This is a genomic window from Pseudomonas sp. 2(2015), assembly GCF_000955865.1.
Classification (GTDB): Bacteria; Pseudomonadota; Gammaproteobacteria; order Pseudomonadales; family Pseudomonadaceae; genus Aquipseudomonas.
In genome coordinates this window covers 1,106,747-1,125,042 of record NZ_JYOF01000003.1, presented here as the reverse complement: position 1 = coordinate 1,125,042, position 18,296 = coordinate 1,106,747, and the positions used below count along the sequence as shown (strand labels likewise).

Annotated in this window: 19 protein-coding genes; 10 read left to right on the top strand and 9 right to left on the bottom strand. The window is 64.1% G+C overall.

What is annotated here, in order from left to right; all coding sequences use genetic code 11:
* The first annotated feature begins 43 nt into the window (after window positions 1-43).
* The 3 genes from UB48_RS08095 to UB48_RS08085 all read left to right on the top strand — a co-directional run bounded on the left by UB48_RS08095 (window position 44) and on the right by UB48_RS08085 (window position 3,667).
* The gene (locus UB48_RS08095) at window positions 44-721 is read left to right on the top strand and encodes a response regulator (protein ID WP_045195602.1); all 678 of its coding nucleotides are present in this window, start codon (window positions 44-46) and stop codon (window positions 719-721) included.
* Window positions 718-2,073, top strand: coding sequence for an ATP-binding protein (locus UB48_RS08090; protein ID WP_045195601.1), 1,356 nt, complete (start codon window positions 718-720; stop codon window positions 2,071-2,073). The genes UB48_RS08095 and UB48_RS08090 overlap by 4 nt, the downstream gene beginning before the upstream one ends.
* Before the next feature lie 271 nt (window positions 2,074-2,344).
* Entirely contained in the window at window positions 2,345-3,667 is a 1,323-nt protein-coding gene (locus tag UB48_RS08085) for a dicarboxylate/amino acid:cation symporter (protein ID WP_045195599.1), read from the top strand.
* Window positions 3,668-3,790: 123 nt separating this feature from the next.
* Here UB48_RS08085 and UB48_RS08080 read toward each other — a convergent pair whose 3' ends face one another.
* Entirely contained in the window at window positions 3,791-4,285 is a 495-nt protein-coding gene (locus tag UB48_RS08080) for a SprT family zinc-dependent metalloprotease (RefSeq protein WP_045195598.1), read from the bottom strand.
* A 137-nt stretch (window positions 4,286-4,422) separates the two neighbouring features.
* The gene (locus UB48_RS08075; RefSeq protein WP_045195596.1) at window positions 4,423-5,022 is read right to left on the bottom strand and encodes a Yip1 family protein; all 600 of its coding nucleotides are present in this window, start codon (window positions 5,020-5,022) and stop codon (window positions 4,423-4,425) included.
* Window positions 5,023-5,289: 267 nt separating this feature from the next.
* Here UB48_RS08075 and ttcA point away from each other — a divergent pair, with 267 nt between their 5' ends.
* Entirely contained in the window at window positions 5,290-6,114 is an 825-nt protein-coding gene (ttcA, locus tag UB48_RS08070; protein WP_038993896.1) for a tRNA 2-thiocytidine(32) synthetase TtcA, read from the top strand.
* A 5-nt stretch (window positions 6,115-6,119) separates the two neighbouring features.
* On the top strand, window positions 6,120-6,791 hold the full coding sequence (locus UB48_RS08065; protein WP_045195594.1) for a DNA-3-methyladenine glycosylase I: 672 nt from the start codon (window positions 6,120-6,122) through the stop codon (window positions 6,789-6,791).
* An 81-nt stretch (window positions 6,792-6,872) separates the two neighbouring features.
* On the opposite strand, the gene UB48_RS08060 is transcribed toward UB48_RS08065, so the two are convergent.
* The 3 genes from UB48_RS08060 to arsC are packed head-to-tail and all read right to left on the bottom strand — an operon-like array spanning window position 6,873 to window position 8,237.
* Entirely contained in the window at window positions 6,873-7,289 is a 417-nt protein-coding gene (locus UB48_RS08060) for a DUF2069 domain-containing protein (protein ID WP_045195592.1), read from the bottom strand.
* Entirely contained in the window at window positions 7,282-7,887 is a 606-nt protein-coding gene (wrbA, locus tag UB48_RS08055) for an NAD(P)H:quinone oxidoreductase (protein ID WP_045195589.1), read from the bottom strand. Before wrbA ends, UB48_RS08060 begins: the two co-directional genes overlap by 8 nt.
* Complete coding sequence (gene arsC, locus UB48_RS08050; RefSeq protein WP_045195588.1) at window positions 7,884-8,237, bottom strand: arsenate reductase (glutaredoxin); 354 nt, start codon at window positions 8,235-8,237, stop codon at window positions 7,884-7,886. Before arsC ends, wrbA begins: the two co-directional genes overlap by 4 nt.
* Before the next feature lie 86 nt (window positions 8,238-8,323).
* Here arsC and UB48_RS08045 point away from each other — a divergent pair, with 86 nt between their 5' ends.
* Window positions 8,324-8,788, top strand: a complete 465-nt coding sequence (locus tag UB48_RS08045; RefSeq protein ID WP_045195587.1) for a TlpA disulfide reductase family protein — start codon at window positions 8,324-8,326, stop codon at window positions 8,786-8,788.
* A gap of 88 nt (window positions 8,789-8,876) precedes the next feature.
* On the opposite strand, the gene UB48_RS08040 is transcribed toward UB48_RS08045, so the two are convergent.
* From UB48_RS08040 to UB48_RS08025, 4 genes are all read right to left on the bottom strand, one after another.
* A complete protein-coding gene (locus UB48_RS08040) occupies window positions 8,877-9,299 on the bottom strand; it encodes an META domain-containing protein (RefSeq protein WP_123567106.1) in 423 nt (140 codons plus the stop codon).
* On the bottom strand, window positions 9,278-9,715 hold the full coding sequence (locus UB48_RS08035) for a hypothetical protein (RefSeq protein ID WP_045195583.1): 438 nt from the start codon (window positions 9,713-9,715) through the stop codon (window positions 9,278-9,280). The genes UB48_RS08040 and UB48_RS08035 overlap by 22 nt, the downstream gene beginning before the upstream one ends.
* Window positions 9,716-9,746: 31 nt before the next feature.
* Window positions 9,747-10,736: a 2-hydroxyacid dehydrogenase gene (locus tag UB48_RS08030; protein ID WP_045195582.1), complete on the bottom strand. Its 990-nt coding sequence runs from the start codon at window positions 10,734-10,736 to the stop codon at window positions 9,747-9,749.
* Window positions 10,737-10,812: 76 nt separating this feature from the next.
* Window positions 10,813-13,566: a response regulator gene (locus tag UB48_RS08025; RefSeq protein WP_045195580.1), complete on the bottom strand. Its 2,754-nt coding sequence runs from the start codon at window positions 13,564-13,566 to the stop codon at window positions 10,813-10,815.
* A 213-nt stretch (window positions 13,567-13,779) separates the two neighbouring features.
* Between UB48_RS08025 and UB48_RS08020 the strand changes: the two genes are divergently transcribed.
* The 4 genes from UB48_RS08020 (at window position 13,780) to rlmD (ending at window position 18,286) form a co-directional block, all read left to right on the top strand.
* Window positions 13,780-14,496 (top strand): response regulator transcription factor, encoded by a 717-nt coding sequence (locus tag UB48_RS08020; protein WP_045195578.1) that lies wholly within the window; start codon window positions 13,780-13,782, stop codon window positions 14,494-14,496.
* 1 nt (window position 14,497) lies between these two features.
* Window positions 14,498-15,838, top strand: a complete 1,341-nt coding sequence (locus UB48_RS08015) for a sensor histidine kinase (protein WP_177329145.1) — start codon at window positions 14,498-14,500, stop codon at window positions 15,836-15,838.
* Between the two features lie 187 nt (window positions 15,839-16,025).
* Entirely contained in the window at window positions 16,026-16,928 is a 903-nt protein-coding gene (gene cysM, locus UB48_RS08010) for a cysteine synthase CysM (protein ID WP_045195576.1), read from the top strand.
* A complete protein-coding gene (gene rlmD, locus UB48_RS08005; protein WP_045195575.1) occupies window positions 16,928-18,286 on the top strand; it encodes a 23S rRNA (uracil(1939)-C(5))-methyltransferase RlmD in 1,359 nt (452 codons plus the stop codon). Before cysM ends, rlmD begins: the two co-directional genes overlap by 1 nt.
* The last annotated feature ends 10 nt before the right edge of the window (window positions 18,287-18,296 follow it).

Sequence of the window (18,296 nt, the reverse complement as noted above, 5' to 3'; positions counted from 1 at the left end):
AATTGACTGGCCAATGAAGGCCGGCACGGGTCTGGAGGAGCGTATGAAACTGCTGGTGGTCGAGGATGAGGCACTCTTGCGTCATCACTTGTACAGCCGCTTGACGGAAAGCGGGCATGTGGTCGAAGCGGTGGCCGATGCCGAGGAGGCCCTGTACCAGGCCGAGCAGTTCAACCATGACCTGGCGGTGATCGACCTGGGCCTGCCGGGCATGAGCGGGCTCGACCTGATCCGCCAATTGCGTTCCCAGGGCAAGAGTTTCCCGATCCTGATCCTCACCGCCCGTGGCAACTGGCAGGACAAGGTCGAAGGCCTGGCCGCCGGCGCCGACGACTATGTGGTCAAACCCTTTCAGTTCGAAGAACTCGAAGCCCGTCTCAACGCCTTGCTGCGCCGCTCCAGCGGCTTTACCCAGTCGACCATTGCCGCCGGTCCCCTGGTGCTCGACCTCAATCGCAAGCAGGCCACCCTCGACGAACAACCCCTGGCGCTGACCGCCTATGAATACCGCATCCTCGAGTACCTGATGCGTCATCACCAGCAGGTGGTGGCCAAGGACCGCCTGATGGAGCAGCTGTACCCGGACGATGACGAGCGCGACCCGAATGTCATAGAGGTGCTGGTCGGCCGCCTGCGGCGCAAGCTTGAGGGCAGCAACGGCTTCAAGCCGATCGATACCGTGCGCGGCCTGGGTTATCTGTTCACCGAGCGTTGCCGATGATCCGTTCGTTACGACTGCGCTTGATGCTGGCGGCTGCGGTGCTGGCGCTGCTGTTCATGCTCGGCTTGCTGCCGGCCTTGCAGAAGGCTTTCAGCCTGGCCTTGCAGGAGTCGATCGAGCAGCGCCTGGCGTCGGACGTCACCACCTTGATTTCCGCTGCGCGCATCGAGGGCGGCAACCTGCAGATGCCGGTGCTGCTGCCCGACGAGAAATTCAACCTGCCCGACAGCCGCCTGCTCGGCTACATCTACGACCGTCAGGGCAACCTGGTGTGGCGCTCACGGGCCACGGCGGACGAGAACATCAACTACACCCCGCGTTACGACGGGCGCGGCAACGAATTTGCGCGGATTCGCCAGGACAACGGCGAGGAGTTCTTCGTCTACGACGTCGAGGTCAAGCTGCTTGGCGGCAAGACCGCCGCCTTCAGCATCGTCGCCCTGCAACCGGTGCGTGAATACCAGCACACCCTCGACGGCCTGCGCGAAAAACTCTACCTGGGCTTTGGCGCGGCGTTGCTGGCGTTGCTGGTGCTGCTCTGGGCCGGCCTGACCTGGGGCCTGCGTTCGCTGCGGCAGATGAGCCGCGAGCTTGATGATGTCGAATCCGGTGCCCGCGAAGGCCTGAGCGGTGAGCACCCGCGGGAGTTGCTGCGCCTGACCGATTCGCTCAACCGCCTGCTGCGCAGCGAACGCGAGCAGCGCCGGCGTTATCGGGATTCGCTCGGCGACCTGGCCCACAGCCTGAAAACCCCGTTGACCGTGCTCCAGGGCGTCAGTGAGAGCATGGCCCAGCGCCGCGAAGACCGTGAGCAGGCGCGGGTGCTGCAAAGCCAGATCGAGCGCATGAGCCAGCAGATCGACTACCAGTTGCAGCGCGCCAGCCTGCGCAAGAGCGGCCTGGTGCGCCACCAGGTGCAGTTGCGACCATTGCTCGACAGCCTGTGCAGCACTCTGGCCAAGGTCTACCGCGACAAACATGTGCACATCAGCGTGGACGTGCCGGCCAACGCCATGGTGCCTATGGAGCAGGGCGCCTTGCTCGAGCTGCTCGGCAACCTGCTGGAGAACGCCTACCGCCTGTGCCTGGGCCAGGTTCGCATCAGCCTGCAGGCCAATGAGGCACAGGTGGTGCTGTGCATCGAGGACGACGGCCCAGGCGTGCCGCCCGACCAGCGCGAACGCATCCTCCAGCGTGGCGAGCGCCTCGACCGGCAGAACCCGGGGCAGGGCATTGGCCTGGCGGTGGTCAAGGACATCATCGAAAGCTACGACGCCACCCTGACCCTCGATGACTCGCCGCTGGGCGGTGCGGCCTTTCGCATCCGTTTTGAGCTGGAGCGAAATACCTAGGCGGATTACCGCCATCATTGTCACAAACCTTTGCATGGCGTGCGGAAATCCGCCAACCCCAGCCCCTCGACCTGCAACCTCTTTGTGCATCGCAGCCCCGTAAAACCGGGGCTTGCACCGTTAAAGCGCATTTTGGCATCGGGCTTGCTATGGACTCATCAGAGTTCTGCCAGGCAGCTCGACACAACAAATCCCTCCAGTGCAGGAGGGTTCGCGCTTTAGGTACCCCGCATCCTGGGAAGGATGAGCCGGTACCCTTGAGGAATTAGCCATGACGACGCGTCAGCCACTGTACAAATCGCTGTATATCCAGGTGTTAGTAGCGATCACCATCGGTATCCTGCTGGGCCATTACTACCCTGAAACCGGCGTGGCCCTGAAGCCACTGGGTGACGGGTTCGTCAAACTGATCAAAATGGTCATCGCCCCGATCATCTTCTGTACCGTGGTCAGCGGCATCGCCGGCATGCAGAACATGAAATCGGTCGGCAAGACCGGTGGCTACGCGCTGCTCTACTTCGAAATCGTCTCGACCATCGCCCTGATCATCGGCCTGGTGGTGGTCAACGTGGTCAAGCCTGGCGCCGGCATGCACATCGATGTCAGCACCCTCAACGCCAGCAGCGTGGCCGCTTACGCCGCCGCCGGCGCGCAGCAGACCACCGTCGGTTTCCTGCTCAACATCATCCCCAACACCGTGGTCGGCGCCTTCGCCAACGGCGACATCCTGCAAGTGCTGATGTTCTCGGTGATCTTCGGTTTTGCCCTGCATCGCCTGGGTGCCTACGGCAAGCCGCTGCTGGACCTGATCGACCGCTTCGCCCATGTCATGTTCAACATCATCAACATGATCATGAAGCTGGCGCCGGTCGGTGCCTTCGGTGCCATGGCCTTCACCATCGGCCAGTACGGCGTCGGTTCGCTGGTGCAACTGGGCCAGCTGATGATCTGCTTCTACGTCACCTGCGTGCTGTTCATCCTGGTGGTGCTCGGCGGTATCGCCCGCGCCCACGGTTTCAGCATCCTCAAGCTGATCCGCTACATCCGTGAAGAGCTGATGATCGTCCTCGGTACCTCCTCCTCGGAGTCGGCGCTGCCACGCATGCTGACCAAGATGGAGCGTCTGGGCGCGAAGAAATCCGTGGTTGGCCTGGTGATCCCGACCGGCTACTCGTTCAACCTCGACGGCACCTCGATCTACCTGACCATGGCCGCGGTGTTCATCGCCCAGGCCACCGACACCACCATGGACATCACCCACCAGATCACCCTGCTGCTGGTGCTGCTGGTGGCTTCCAAAGGTGCTGCCGGCGTTACCGGTAGTGGCTTCATCGTCCTCGCCGCAACCCTGTCGGCCGTTGGCCACCTGCCGGTTGCCGGCCTGGCGCTGATCCTTGGCATCGACCGCTTCATGTCCGAAGCCCGCGCCCTGACCAACCTGATCGGCAACGCTGTGGCCACCGTGGTCGTGGCCAAGTGGGTCAAGGAACTGGACGAAGACAAGCTGCACGCCGAGCTGGCGTCCGGCGGCTCGCCGCTGACCGACACTCGCCCGATGGATGACCTCGGTGTAGCTGAAGGCCCTGCTCGCTAACCGGCAGGCTGCGTAACGCAAAAAGCCCATCTTCGGATGGGCTTTTTTGTGTCTGCGGGGGCTTCATCGCGGGGCAAGCCCGCTCCTGCAGATGGGGTGGGAGTGGGCTTGCCCCGCGATGCTTTATTCCACCCGGGTCTCGCCGCTATACACCAGGGTATGGCGACAGCGCCGGCACAGGTAGCGCCGCCCCTGACGCACCAGGCTGTGGCGTTGCGCCGAGAACGGGAAGTCGCTGCCAGCGCACGGGCAGCGGTAGATGTAGCGGGTGACCGTGCGGCGCTTGACCGCGTAGTTGTGGCAGCGGTGTGGCGGCAGCTCGTACACGCCGCGCATGATCAGCTGCCATTCCTCGCCATGGGGCTGAATACGCTCGCCAAACAGTTGGTGGGCCACCAGGTGGGCGACCTCGTGGGGTACGGTCTGCTTGAGGAAGTCTTCGCTGTTTTCGCGGTACAGCTGCAGGTTGAAGCGCAGCAGGTTCTCGTGCAGGTGCGCGACGCCGGCCTTCTGGCCGCGCAGCTTGAAGCTGACTTCGGGGCGCGGGAAGGGCCGTTTGAAAAAGGTTTCGGCTTGCTGGTAACAGGTTTCGACGCGGGATTTGAGCAGTTCGGGCATATCGGGGAACACTCCTGGCCGACAATTATGCCGCAACCGCGGCGGCGCTGCCGAGCCACCTGTCAGCGCACAGTATCAGGCCGCCTTGCGGCGGCCTGAGGGTGTTGCGCCTATGTTGCTGTTTCTAATGGTTCGCTCTAGCTGGTGTAGACGGGCCCCACGCCCAGTCCCCAGACAATCACGGTGAAGGCCATGATGGCGACCAGCACCACCAGCCCTACCGCCAGTACCGAACTCGAGAACAGAAAGCCCTCATCGGAAGGAATGTTCATGAAGGTCGGCAAGCCGACATACAGCAGGTACACCGTGTAGCACACCGCTGCGGTGCCGACGATCATGCCCAGCCACAGGTGCGGGTACAGCGCCGCCAGGCCGCCGACGAACAGGGGCGTCGCGGTGTAGGTGGCAAAGGCGATGCAGCGCGCCAGGCTTGGGTTGGCATCGTAGGTGCGGGCCATCCAGTGGATGAACGCGCCCATCACCGCCACGCCGCCGAGCATGGCCAGGTAGGACATGATGGTCATCCACAGCGCGCTTTCCTGGGTCAGCATGACCGGTGCGCGATCGCCGATGACCCAGCCGACCTGGGTGGTGCCGATAAACGCCGAAACCGCCGGGATCGCGGCGAGGATCAGCGTGTGGGTCAGGTACATGTGGCTGATGCTTTCTTCTTCACCGCGTATTTCTTTCCATTCCTGATCGGGATGGGTAAATAGCCCAACAACGTGATGGATCATGCCGGTCACTCCTTTCGTTGTTGCCATCGCCCCCCAGCGGAGCGCTTGCGGCCCCAAGTCTGGGCCAGAGGTTGGAGGTCACCTTTGTGTGGCCTTATGTCGCAGTATAGGAAGGCGTTCGCCGCATAAAGCCGGCTTTTTAGAGCAAATCGCGCTGTCAGGGCCGTGCTTAAGCACGATGCAGTCTTTATCGGATTGGCCTACGCCCACTGGCGGTTTAAGGGTAAAATGCTCGGCTTTTGTCACACCTCGCGGATTCCAAGCGCTATGGGCACCCTTTCGGTCAACCAGAACAAACTGCAAAAACGCCTGCGTCGTCTCGCCGGCGAAGCCATCACTGATTTCAACATGATCGAAGACGGTGACAAGGTCATGGTCTGCCTGTCCGGCGGCAAAGACAGCTACACCATGCTCGATGTTCTGCTGCACCTGCAGAAAGTGGCGCCGATCAAGTTCGACATCGTCGCGGTGAACATGGACCAGAAGCAGCCGGGCTTTCCCGAGCACGTGCTGCCGGCCTACCTCGAGGCGCTCGGTGTCGAGTACCACATCGTCGAGAAAGACACCTACTCGGTGGTCAAGGAACTGATCCCGGAGGGCAAGACCACCTGCTCGCTGTGCTCGCGCCTGCGCCGTGGCACCCTGTACACCTTCGCCGACGAAATCGGCGCGACCAAGATGGCCCTGGGGCATCACCGCGACGACATCGTCGAGACCTTCTTCCTCAACATGTTCTTCAACGGCACCCTCAAGGCCATGCCGCCCAAGCTGCGTGCCGACGACGGGCGCAACGTGGTAATCCGCCCGCTGGCCTACTGCAGCGAGAAGGACATCCAGGCCTACTCGGACATGAAGGAATTCCCGATCATCCCGTGCAACCTCTGCGGCTCCCAGGAAAACCTGCAGCGCCAGGTGGTCAAGGACATGCTGGTGGAGTGGGAGCGCAAGACCCCGGGGCGTACCGAGAACATCTTCCGTGGCCTGCAGAACGTGGTGCCGTCGCAGCTGGCTGACCGCAACCTGTTCGACTTCACCAGCCTGAAGATCGACGAAACCGCCACCCCGCGCTTTGTCGACGTGCTGAACATCTGACGGCCATGCGCGATTACCAATGGCTGCATGAGTATTGCCTGAACCGCTTCGGCTCGGCCGCCGCCCTCGAAGCGCACCTGCCCCAGGCGAAAAGCCCCGGGCAGTTGCGTGAGATCGGCGCCGACCGCTACCTGTCGACCCTGGCCCTGCGGGTGTTTCGCGCCGGCTTGAAGCACAGCCTGGTGGACGCCAAGTGGCCGGCCTTCGAGCAGGTGTTTTTCGGCTTCGACCCGCAAAAGGTCGTGCTGATGGGTGCCGAGCACCTGGAGCGGCTGATGCAGGACACGCGCATCATCCGCCACCTAGGCAAGCTCAAGAGCGTGCCGCGCAATGCGCAGATGATCCTCGACATCGAGAAGCAGCACGGCAGCTTTGGCGCGTTCATTGCCGACTGGCCGGTGACCGACATCGTCGGTCTGTGGAAGTACCTGGCCAAGCATGGCAACCAGCTGGGCGGGCTGTCGGCGCCGCGTTTCTTGCGCATGTGCGGCAAGGACACCTTCATCCCCACCAATGACATGGCCGCGGCGCTGATTGCCCAGGACATCATCGACAAGCCGCCGACCAGCCAGCGCGACCTGGCCCTGGTGCAGGAAGCCTTCAACCAGTGGCATGCGCAGAGCGGGCGGTCGCTGTGCCAGCTGTCGGTGATGCTGGCGCACACCGTCAATCACTGAAATCGCTGGTGCCGCCATCGCTGGCAAGCCAACTCCCGCAAAACCCTGTGGGAGCTGGCTTGCCAGCGATGGATTCAACTCTTAGTTCGAACCTTCCCCGGCCAACCGCCGCTCATACTGAAAGCGCCAGCGCACATACAGCAAGGCACTGACGAACAGCGCCAGGCTGATCGCCACTTCCAGCCAGCCGAACAGCGCCCGGGCCGGGTCGAAGGCGGCGAGCACGCCCTTGATGAAGTACAGATTGACCACAAAGCAGGTCCAGGCATGAGCGCGGGCGTTACCCAGCAGCATGCCCGGCAGCAGCAGGGCCAGCGGCACCAGCTCGATCGCCAGGATCACCCCGACCCGCGCACCGTGCAGGTCGGCGAACAGCAGGTTGTTCAGGGTCAGCAGGGCGACCAGGCCGAAAAAGCTCGCCAGGCTCAGCGCCCGGGTCAGGCGCAGGCGCGGCGCCAGCCATTCGAGCGACGGCAATACCTTGGGCTTTTTAGCCACGGCCGTTCTCCAGCAGTTTGGCGGTAGTCGCCAGGCGCTGGCCCAGGGCGCGACACAGGGCGATTTCGTCGGCATCCAGATCGCGCTTGCCGTCGGCGCCAGCATGGTGGCTGGCGCCATAGGGCGTACCGCCGCCACGGGTTTCCAGCAATGCCGACTCGCTGTAGGGCAGGCCCATGATCAGCATGCCGTGGTGCATCAGCGGCAATAGCATCGACAGCAGGGTCGATTCCTGGCCGCCGTGCAGGCTGGCGGTGGAGGTGAACGCCGCCGCTGGCTTGCCGACCAGGCCGCCGCTCAGCCACAGGCTGCTGGTGCCGTCGATGAAGTACTTGAGCGGTGCGGCCATGTTGCCAAAGCGTGTCGGGCTGCCCAGGGCCAGGCCCGAGCAGTGGCGCAGGTCGTCGAGGCTGGCATACAGGGCGCCGGTGTCGGGGATGTCCGGGGCGACGGCTTCGCACTCGGTGGAAATCGCCGGTACCGTGCGGATACGTGCTTCAAGGCCGGCCATCTCGACGCCGCGGGCAATCTGCCGGGCCATCTCGCTGGTCGAACCATGGCGACTGTAGAACAGGATCAGGATATACGGTGCGCTCACGGCAGGATCTCCAGCACCTTCTCCGGTGGCCGGCCGATCACGGCTTTGTCACCGGCGATCAGGATCGGCCGCTCGATCAGCTTCGGGTGCTGGACCATGGCCTCGATCAACTGCGCCTCGCTGAGGCTGGCATCGGCCAGGTTGAGCGTCTTGTATTCGTCTTCGCCGCTGCGCAGCAGCTGGCGGGCACTGATGCCAAGCTTGCCGAGCAGGGCCTTGAGCTCGCCGGCCGTTGGCGGGGTTTCCAGGTAGCGCACCACGGTCGGGGCCAGGCCGCGGGCTTCGAGCAGCTCCAGGGCGCCACGGGATTTGGAGCAGCGCGGATTGTGATAGAGGGTCAGGTCAGTCATGTTCGGGTCGCATCCAGCAGGGTGTGGCGGCTATTCTAACCGCAGCGACTTCGCATTTTGCTTGAATCTTCGAGAAGGATTGACCCATGACAAGGCGTTTGGCAGCAGCACTGGCCATCACCGCGAGCCTGTTGCTTGGCGGTTGCGGTGCAGATTACGGCCTGGACCAGCACGGCCAGGCAGTGAAAGCCGAGCAGATTGAAGGGCACTGGCTGGTGCTCAACTACTGGGCGGAATGGTGCGGCCCGTGCCGTATCGAAATTCCCGAACTCAACGCCGCGGCCAAGCAATGGCAGGGGCAGGGCGTGCAGGTAGTGGGGGTGAACTTCGACGGCCTGCAGGGTGAAGACCTGAAAAAGGCCAGCGAAGCCCTGGGTATCGGCTTCACCGTACTGGCCAGCGACCCGGCCGAGCGTTACCAATTGCCGCGCAGCGAAGCCTTGCCGGTGACCTACATCATCGATGACAAGGGCAAGGTAAGGGAGCAGTTGATGGGGGAGCAGACGCTTGAGGGCCTGAACCAGAAGATCAAGGCGCTGAAAGGCGCCTGACGGCTCAAGCTGCAAGCTGCAAGATAGAGCCAGAGCGCGTACAGTCTGCTCTTACTTGCGGCTTGAAGCTTGTAGCTTGCCGCTTAAGTCACCCCTCCTCAGGCCAGAAACGCAGCGGCTTGCCCTCGGCGGGCCAGAAGCGCACTTGCTCGATCGGCGAGATATCCCAGCGCTGCACGGTTTCCAGCGCCTGCAGGAAGCGTTTTTCCTGCTCCATCAGCGCCGGCGCACACAGTTTGCGGGTACTGCCGACCTTGCCGAAGCTCAGCTTGTCGCCGTCCAGCTGGTACGGCGCGAACCAGTGGTTGCAGCCGCCGTTGCCATAGGCGCGGCCGTCGGCAGCCAGGGTCAGGGTCAGGTGGCTGTAGTCCATCAGCGGACGCTCGCCAATCCACTCCAGCAGGTAGCTGCGTTCCTGTTCCAGCTTCATCGGCTCGGCGGCGCAACCCAGCAGGGCGGTGCCGATCAGGGCTGAGAGCAACAGCGTTTTCACTGGGCCGTCTCCTTGCATTTCGGGCACAGGTGTTTGTCGCCGCGGCTGATCCAGCCAAGCTCGGCGATGCGTGCGCTGGCGGCCGGTTGCTGGGCTTTTTTACCCAGTTTGGCGTCGACCGCGAATTCGAAGCTCAGGGCGGCCTGGCAGCTGTCGCAGTTGACCTCCCAGGTGTGGATCGCCAGTTCGCCGAACACCGGGCCGCTGGCTACCGCGACCCATTGGCCGGTCGGGTTGATCAAGTGGCGCACCGACTCCACGGTCAGGCGCATGGACAAGTCCTTGCTGCCCTTGAGGGTCACCAGCAGAACGTCGTTCTTCTGGATCGAGCCGCCGTTGCCGGTCACTTGATAGCGGCCTGGCACCAGGGCGCGGCACTCGATCAGGGTGTGTTGCGGGTTAAACAGGGTGTAGCGGAAATCGTGTTCGACCATGGGTCCTCCAAATCTGCCGCGTATCCTAGCATCAACCCTCGACCAAGTTCTGCGGATTGCCTGCCGCCCAGCGGCTTATGTTGTCCAGGGTGGTGGCGGCGATGGCCGCCAGCGCTTCACGGGTGAGGAAGGCCTGGTGGGCGGTGACGATCACATTGGGGAAGGTCAGCAGCCGCGCCAGCACGTCGTCCTGCAAGGGCAGGTCGGAGCGGTCTTCGAAGAACAGCTGGGCTTCCTCTTCATAGACATCCAGGCCCAGGTAGCCGAGCTGGCCGCTTTTCAGCGCCTCGATCAGCGCCGGCGTGTCGACCAGGGCGCCGCGGCCGGTATTGATCAGCATGGCCCCGGGTTGCAGGTCGGCCAGGCTCTGGGCGTTGATCAAGTGGCGGGTGTCGTCGGTCAGCGGGCAGTGCAGGCTGATGACCTGGGCCTGGCGCAGCAGCTGCGGCAGGCTCAGGTAGCGCGCACCGAGCGCCAGCAGGTCGGGGTTGGGGTAGGGGTCGTAGGCCAGCAACTGGCAACCGAAACCGGCCATGATCCGCGCAAAGGCCGCGCCGATCTGCCCGGTACCGACCACGCCGACGGTCTTGCCGTGCAGGTCGAAGCCGGTCAGGCCGTGCAAGGTGAAGTCGCCTTCGCGGGTGCGGTTGTAGGCCCGGTGCAGGCGCCGGTTGAGCGCCAGGATCAGCGCCACCGCATGCTCGGCCACGGCATGTGGCGAGTAGGCCGGCACCCGTACCACGGCCAGGCCCAGGCGTTTGGCGGCGGCCAGGTCGACGTGGTTGTAGCCGGCCGAGCGCAGGGCGATCAGGCGCGTGCCAGCGGCCGCCAGGCGCTCCAGTACCGCAGCGCCTAGGTCGTCATTGATGAAGGCGCAGACCACTTCGTGGCCGGCCGCCAGCGGCGCGGTGTCTTCGGTAAGGCGCGCCGGTTGAAAGTGCAGCTCAATCTCTGGCGCCGGTGCCACGCTGGTGAAGCTGTCCTGGTCGTAGGTCTGGCTGCTGAAAAACAATACGCGCATGGGATGTTCCTGAAGGCTTTGCCTGAAAGTTTAACCAAGGGGCAAGGATCGGGCCTTGCCCCAGGTCAGCCAGGGTTCAGGCGCTCATGCGCGCCTGGGCAGTCAGCCGGGTGATGGCCCGGTCCAGTTCGTCCAGCGCTTGCGGCGCCTGTGGGTCATCCTGCTTGAGCAAGGTTTCACTGCGTTGGCAGGCGGCGCGCAGTTGCGGTACGCCACAGTAGCGCGAGGCGCCATTGAGCCGGTGCACGCGCTCGATCATGCCATTGCGGTCGGCTGCCTCGCGGGCGACACGAATCGCTTCGCGGTCGGACTCCAGCGACGCCAGCAGCATCGCCAGCATGTCGGCGGCCAGGTCCGGCTTGCCGGCAGCCAGGCGCAGGCCTTCCTCGGGGTCGAGCACCTTCAGTTCGCTGCTGTCCGGCGTGCGCTCCAGCGGGCGTTCCGGGCGCGGCGCACCGAGGGCCATGCCGGTCCATTTGAGCACCACCTGGGCCAGTTGGCGCTCGCTGATCGGTTTGGTCAGGTAGTCGTCCATGCCGCTGTGCAGCAGGGCGCGTTTTTCGTTGGCCATGGCGTGGGCGGTCAGCGCCACGATTGGCAGCGCCGGGCCGCTCTGGCTGGTTTCCCACTGGCGGATCTGCTCGGTGCATTCGCGCCCGTCCATGCCGGGCATCTGTACGTCCATCAGCACCAGGTCGAAGCGCTCGTCCTGCACCGCCTGAACCGCCGCATAGCCGCTGTCGACCGCCAGCACTTCGGCACCCAGGTCTTCGAGCAGGGTTTGCACCAGCAGCAGGTTGGCCGGGTTGTCGTCGACGCACAGCACCTTCGGCAACGGCTGGTCGGACACCGGCTTGCTCTCGCTGCCCGGGCGCCGCGGCTGGACCATCTCGACCAGGGCCCGGCGCAATTTGCGCGTGCAGGCAGGCTTGGCCTGCAACTGGCCGTGAGCATTGGGCAGGTAAGGGTGGTACAGCGCCTGTTCGGTGGTCGGGCACAGCACCAGGGCCTGGCAGGCAAGGTTCTCCAGTTGCTGGATGTACTGACCGAGGCGCTCCGGCGAGAGGCTGTCGAGGTTGACCCCAAGCACTGCCAGCTCGAAGGGTTGCCCGGCCAGGCTGGCGGCTTCGACCGCGTGCAGCAGTTGTTCGACCGTGGTGTACAGGCTGACGCTCAGGCCACAGTCTTCCAGTTGATGCTCCAGGGCCTGGCGCGCCAGCTCGTGGCTGTCGACAATTGCTACGCGGCGGCCCACCAGCGGTTGCGTTGGCAGGTCTTCGGCGTCGTCGCGGGCCTTGGGCAGGCTCAGGCTGATCCAGAACTGCGAGCCTTCGCCGGGCGTACTGTCGACGCCGATCTCACCGCCCATCTGTTCGATCAGGCGCTTGGAAATCACCAGGCCCAGGCCTGTGCCACCGGGTTGGCGCGACAGCGAGTTGTCGGCCTGGCTGAAGGCCTGGAACAGTGCCCGCACATCCTGGCTGGACAAGCCGATGCCGGTGTCCTGAACGCTGATGCGCAACTGCACGCTGTCTTCGCGCTCGTCCTCGAGCATGGCCCGGGCGACGATGGTGCCCTCGCGGGTGAACTTGATGGCGTTGCTGACCAGGTTGGTAAGGATCTGCTTGAGCCGCAGCGGGTCGCCAACCAGCGACAGCGGTGTATCGCGGTACACCAGGCTGACCAGCTCCAGCTGTTTGGCGTGGGCCGCCGGGGCGAGGATGGTCAGGGTGTCCTGGATCAGGTCGCGCAGGTTGAACGGAATGCTGTCGAGCACCAGCTTGCCGGCCTCGATCTTGGAGAAATCGAGGATCTCGTTGATGATGCCCAAGAGGCTGCCGGCGGACTTTTCGATGGTGCCCAGGTAGTCGAGCTGGCGCGGGGTCAGTTCGCTTTTTTGCAGTAAATGGGTGAAACCGAGAATGCCGTTCAGCGGCGTACGGATTTCATGGCTCATGTTGGCGAGGAACTCGGACTTGATCCGGCTGGCCTCCAGGGCCTCCTTGCGCGCCATGTCCAGCTCGATGTTCTGGATCTCGATGGTTTCCAGGTTCTGGCGCACGTCTTCGGTGGCCTGGTCGATGCTGTGCTGCAGCTCTTCGTGGGCGTTGTGCAGGGTTTCGGCCATACGGTTGATCCCCGCAGCCAGTTCATCAAGCTCGTAACTGCCCATTGCCGGCAAGCGTTCTTCGAGGTTGCCGTCTTTCAACTGGGTGACTGCGTATTTGATCTGGCCGATCGGGCCGTTGATCGTGCGGCTCATGCGCAGGGCCAGCAGGGCGGTGGCGGCCAGGCCGAGGAAAATCAGCAGCAGGCTGGTAAACAGGCTGCGGTAGCCGCGCAGCAGGGTGCCGTCGTGGGACAGCTCGATTTCCACCCAGCCGAGCAGGCGATCGGCTTCGCCGGGAATCAGCTCGCCGGCCAGGTCGCGGTGGCGGCCGAACACCGGCAGCAAGTAACGGGTGGCGTCATTGCCGGTGCGCTGCAGCAACTGCGTGCCGCCACCGGTGGGTGCCTGGTTGAGCATGCTCGGGCCGGCGTGGGCCAGGGCGTTGCGGTCGGGGCCGAGAAAAGCCACGGCACGCACATCGGACTGCTCCAGGGCCTGGGCGGCAATGCGCTCCAGCTGCGCCGGGTCGTGCCGCGCCAGGGCCGGCGCCACCAGCGGGGCCAGTTGCTCGGCAATCATCTTGCCGCGTTGCAGCAGTTGGGTCTGCAGCTCGCTCTGCTGCAACCAGGTGAAGTAGCCGCCCAGCACCAGCGCCATCAGGCCGGCTGGCAACAAGGCGAGCAACAGCACGCGGCTTCTGATCCCCAATCTATTCAGCACGCCACTCTCCTGTGCCCGGTAAGCGCTGTAAGCCTCCGCCAGCTCCTGCTGACGGACCAAGTCGGAAAAGTACCGCGCCTACTCGCGTAATGCACTCATTTGTATCTGCTTTTGTCGATTGCCAAGGATAACCGGGGCTTTGGTCGAGCTGCGGTTGCCTGTGCACGGGGAATGCCGAATAATCGCGTGATTGAGAATTGCTAGCATCGGCCAATGACTCCTGTATCTATTAGCACCTCCAACATCCTTGCCATCGAGGACGATCCGGTCCTGGGTGCCTACCTGCGCGAAGAGCTGCAACGCGGCGGCTTCAAGGTCACCTGGTGCCAGAATGGCAAGGAGGGCCTGCAGGTCGCGCAGAGCAGCCGCTTTGATGTGGTGCTGATGGATATCCTGCTGCCCGGCCTCAACGGCCTGGATGTACTGGCGCAGTTGCGCAAAAGCAGCTCGACGCCGGTGATCCTGATGTCGGCGCTGGGCGCCGAGGCCGACCGCATCAGCGGTTTCAAGCGTGGCGCCGATGACTACCTGCCCAAGCCCTTCAGTATGGTCGAGCTGCAGGTTCGCATCGAAGCGATCCTGCGCCGGGTAGCGCTGGAGCGGCGCCACCAGCAACCGGCTGCGATGCTGGCCGGTGAACTGCGCTTCGACGAAGAGGCCAGCGATGTCTGTTATGGCCAGCAGTGGGCGGGGCTGACCCTCAGCGAGTATCGCCTGCTCGACACCCTGCAGCGCAGCGATGAAGAGGTGCTGAGCAAGGCCTTCCTTTATCAGCAGGTGTTGCAGCGCGGCTATGCACGCCACGATCGCAGCCTGGACATGCACGTCAGCCAGATCCGCCGCAAGCTCAAGGCCATCGGCTACCTGGAGCGCGAGGTGCGCACGGTGTGGGGCAAGGGCTACGTGCTCAGTAGCGTCGAGGTGCATTGAGGTGCCCAATCGTCATTCCGTGTTCTGGAAACTGGCGATCCTGCTGGTGGGCTTCTGCCTGCTGATGATCGGCCTGAGCTGGACCTGGGGCCGGCACATGGACACCCAGAACGCCTTCCTTTCCGAACAGGCCAAAAGCATCCTGCAGGGTTATGCCAGCGATGCCGAGCAGGCCTGGCTGCAAGGCGGGCAGGCCGGTATCGACGCCTGGCTGGCGGCGGTGGGTGAAAAGGAAAGCGGCTGGGTCGGGGTGATCGGCCCGAACCTGCAGTCATTGAGCAGCACGCCGCTCAACGAGGCTGAAAGCCGGCGCCTGACCTTTCTGCGCGGCATCGACTGGCCAGTAAGCCCGCGCGCGATCGGCATGCCGTGGATGCGCCTGCCGTTCCCGCAACAGCCACATTTGGGCACCTTGGTCATGGAGCTGCCGCAGCGCCTGGCGCCGGGGCAGTACCGGGTGCTGTGGCGAGTGGTGACCAACGGCATCATCCCCGGGCTGTTTACCTTGCTGCTATGCGTCGGCCTCTACCGCATGCTGGTTGTGCCGCTGATCCAGTTGCGCGAGCAGGCCAATGCCTGGCGTGCCGACCAGCTCTCGGCCCGGGTCGCCAGCAGCACCACCAGCCGCCAGGACGAGCTGGGCGAACTGGGCCGTGCCTTCGATGACATGGCCGAACGTCTGCAGGGCACGGTGGCCTTGCAACAGCAGCTGTTGCGCGACCTTTCCCACGAGCTGCGCACGCCCTTGAGCCGCTTGCGCGTGGCCTGCGACAGCGAGGCGGATGCCAATCAGCTACGCGTACGCCTGGGGCGCGAAATCGACTGCATGCAGCATCTGGTCGAAGATGCCTTGCAACTGGCCTGGCTCGACACTGAGCGGGCGCCCTTGAGCAAAGAGCCGATCCAGGTCCAGGCGCTGTGGGAAATGCTCGCCGAGGATGCCTGCTACGAGAGTGCCTGGCCGGCTGCGCAACTACATTGTGCGCTGGATGCCTCATGCTGGGTGCAGGGCAACCTCAACAGCCTGGCCCAGGCGCTGGAGAACATTCTGCGCAATGCCATCCGGCATTCGTCGGCCGGTGGTGTGATCCGCCTGGATGGTCGGCGCCAGGGCGATGACTGGCTGATCTGGCTGGAAGACCAGGGTGGCGGCGTGGCGGAACGCGAGCTGGAGCGCATTTTCGCGCCTTTTACCCGCCTGGACGGATCGCGGCCCGGTGATGGCGGCTTCGGGCTGGGCCTGAGCATTGCCCGTAACGCCATCGTCCGTCAGGGCGGGCGCTTGTGGGCGCAGAATACCGGGCAGGGCCTGCGCCTGAGCATGCAGCTGCCAGCAGTGTGATCGCGGGTCCGCTTCGCGGCCCATCGCCGGCAAGGCCGGCTCCCACAGGTTTCAGGTGAGTGCATGTCCACTGCCGGAGATTTATTGCTTATAGCTCGCAGCTATAACCCCAACACATTGCGTGATATGGGCAAATCCCGTTTGCCGGTATGATAGGCGCCCCCGCAGTCTGGATTGCGAATACGCCATGACCTTGCAGTACCCAACCATCGCCGATTGCGTCGGCAACACGCCTCTGGTCCGCCTGCAGCGCATTGCCGGCGAAACCAGCAATACCCTCCTGCTCAAGCTTGAAGGCAACAACCCGGCAGGCTCGGTCAAGGACCGGCCGGCGCTGTCGATGATCACCCGCGCCGAGCTGCGTGGGCAGATCAAGCCGGGCGATACCCTGATCGAAGCGACCTCGGGCAACACCGGCATCGCTCTGGCCATGGCGGCGGCGATCAAGGGTTACAAGATGATCCTGATCATGCCCGACAATTCCAGCGCCGAGCGCAAGGCGGCGATGACCGCCTATGGCGCCGAGCTGATCCTGGTCAGCAAGGAAGAGGGCATGGAAGGCGCCCGCGACCTGGCCGACCGCCTGCAGGCCGAAGGCCGTGGCCTGGTGCTCGACCAGTTCGGCAATGGCGACAACCCTGAAGCCCACTACGTGAGCACCGGCCCGGAAATCTGGCGCCAGACCCAGGGCAGCATTACCCACTTCGTCAGCTCCATGGGCACCACCGGCACCATCATGGGCTGCTCGCGCTACCTCAAGGAGCAGAACCCGGCGGTGCAGATCGTCGGCCTGCAGCCGATGGAAGGCTCGGCCATCCCCGGCATCCGCCGCTGGCCGCAGGAATACCTGCCGAAGATCTACCAGTCCGAGCGCGTTGACCGCGTGGTCGACATGGCCCAGAGCGAAGCCGAAGAAACCACCCGCCGCCTGGCCCGGGAAGAGGGCATTTTTTGTGGCGTGTCCTCCGGTGGTGCAGTGGCAGCCATGCTGCGCCTGTCCCGCGAGCTGGAAAACGCCGTGATGGTGGCGATCATTTGCGACCGTGGCGACCGTTACCTGTCGACCGGCATTTTCGATTCAGTGAACTGATGTCCAAGAACAAACGTAACAGCGGCCTGCGCTTTCAGCCGGCCGGTGGCACCCGCGCGCCACAGATCCCCACCGGCAAAAAGCAGCGCCTGAGCATCGAGCGCCTGGCCGGTGACGGCCGGGGCATCGCCTTTCTCGACGGTCGTACCTGGTTCGTCAGTGGCGCGCTGGCCGAGGAAGAGGTCGAAGCGCGGGTGCTCAACACCCACGGCAAGGTGGTCGAGGCGCGCCTTGAGCGGGTGTTCAGTGCCAGCCCGGCGCGCCGCGAGGCCCCGTGCAAGCACTTCGACCGCTGTGGCGGCTGCAACCTGCAGCACCTGCCCCATGCCGAGCAACTGGCGCTCAAGCAACGCCTGCTGGCCGAGCAGTTGCAGCGGGTTGCCGGCGTGCAGCCCGAGCATTGGGCCGCGCCGCTGAGCGGTCCGGAATTCGGCTACCGGCGCCGGGCGCGGGTTGCGGTGCGTTGGGACAACAAGGCAAAACAGCTTGAAGTCGGTTTTCGCGCCGAAGCCAGCCAGGACATCGTCGCCATCGACGACTGCCCGGTGCTGGTACAACCCTTGCAGTCGATCATGCGTCACCTGCCAACGCTGTTGCGCAGCCTGAGCAAGCCGCAAGTGGTGGGTCACGTCGAACTGTTCAGCGGTACCGCGCTGGCGCTGCTGTTGCGCCACACCGGGCCCTTGGCTGAGGGCGACCTGGCGCGCCTGCAGGCGTTCTGCGCCGAGGCCGGTGCGCAGCTGTGGCTGCAAGGCGAGGGTGAACCTTTGCCGCTGGACGCCGGTCAGAGCCTCGGTTTCCGCCTTGAACCGTGGAACCTGGAGCTTGCGTACCGGCCGGGCGATTTCGTCCAGGTCAACGCCCAGGTCAACACCGCGATGATCGAGCAGGCCCTGGCCTGGTTGGCGCCGCAGGCCGATGAGCGCGTGCTCGACCTGTTCTGCGGCCTGGGCAACTTTGCCTTGCCGCTGGCCCGGCAGGCCAAGGAAGTGGTGGCGGTGGAGGGGGTGCAGGCGATGGTCGAGCGGGCCGCCGCCAATGCCCGTAGCAACAATTTGCATAACACGCAGTTTTTTCAGGCCGATTTATCGCAGCCTTTGGCGGCGTCGGGCTGGGCCGCAGGAGGCTTTTCTGCGGTACTCTTGGACCCACCGCGTGATGGTGCATTTGAGGTTGTGCGAAAAATCGCAGACCTCGGCGCGAAACGTCTTGTTTATGTATCGTGCAATCCGGCGACCCTGGCCCGCGACACCGTTGAACTGGTCAGGCAGGGTTACCGGTTAAAAAGTGCCGGGATTCTCGACATGTTTCCTCAGACGGCGCATGTCGAAGCCATGGCGTTATTCGAAGCGGGTTAGCCAGGCTGAC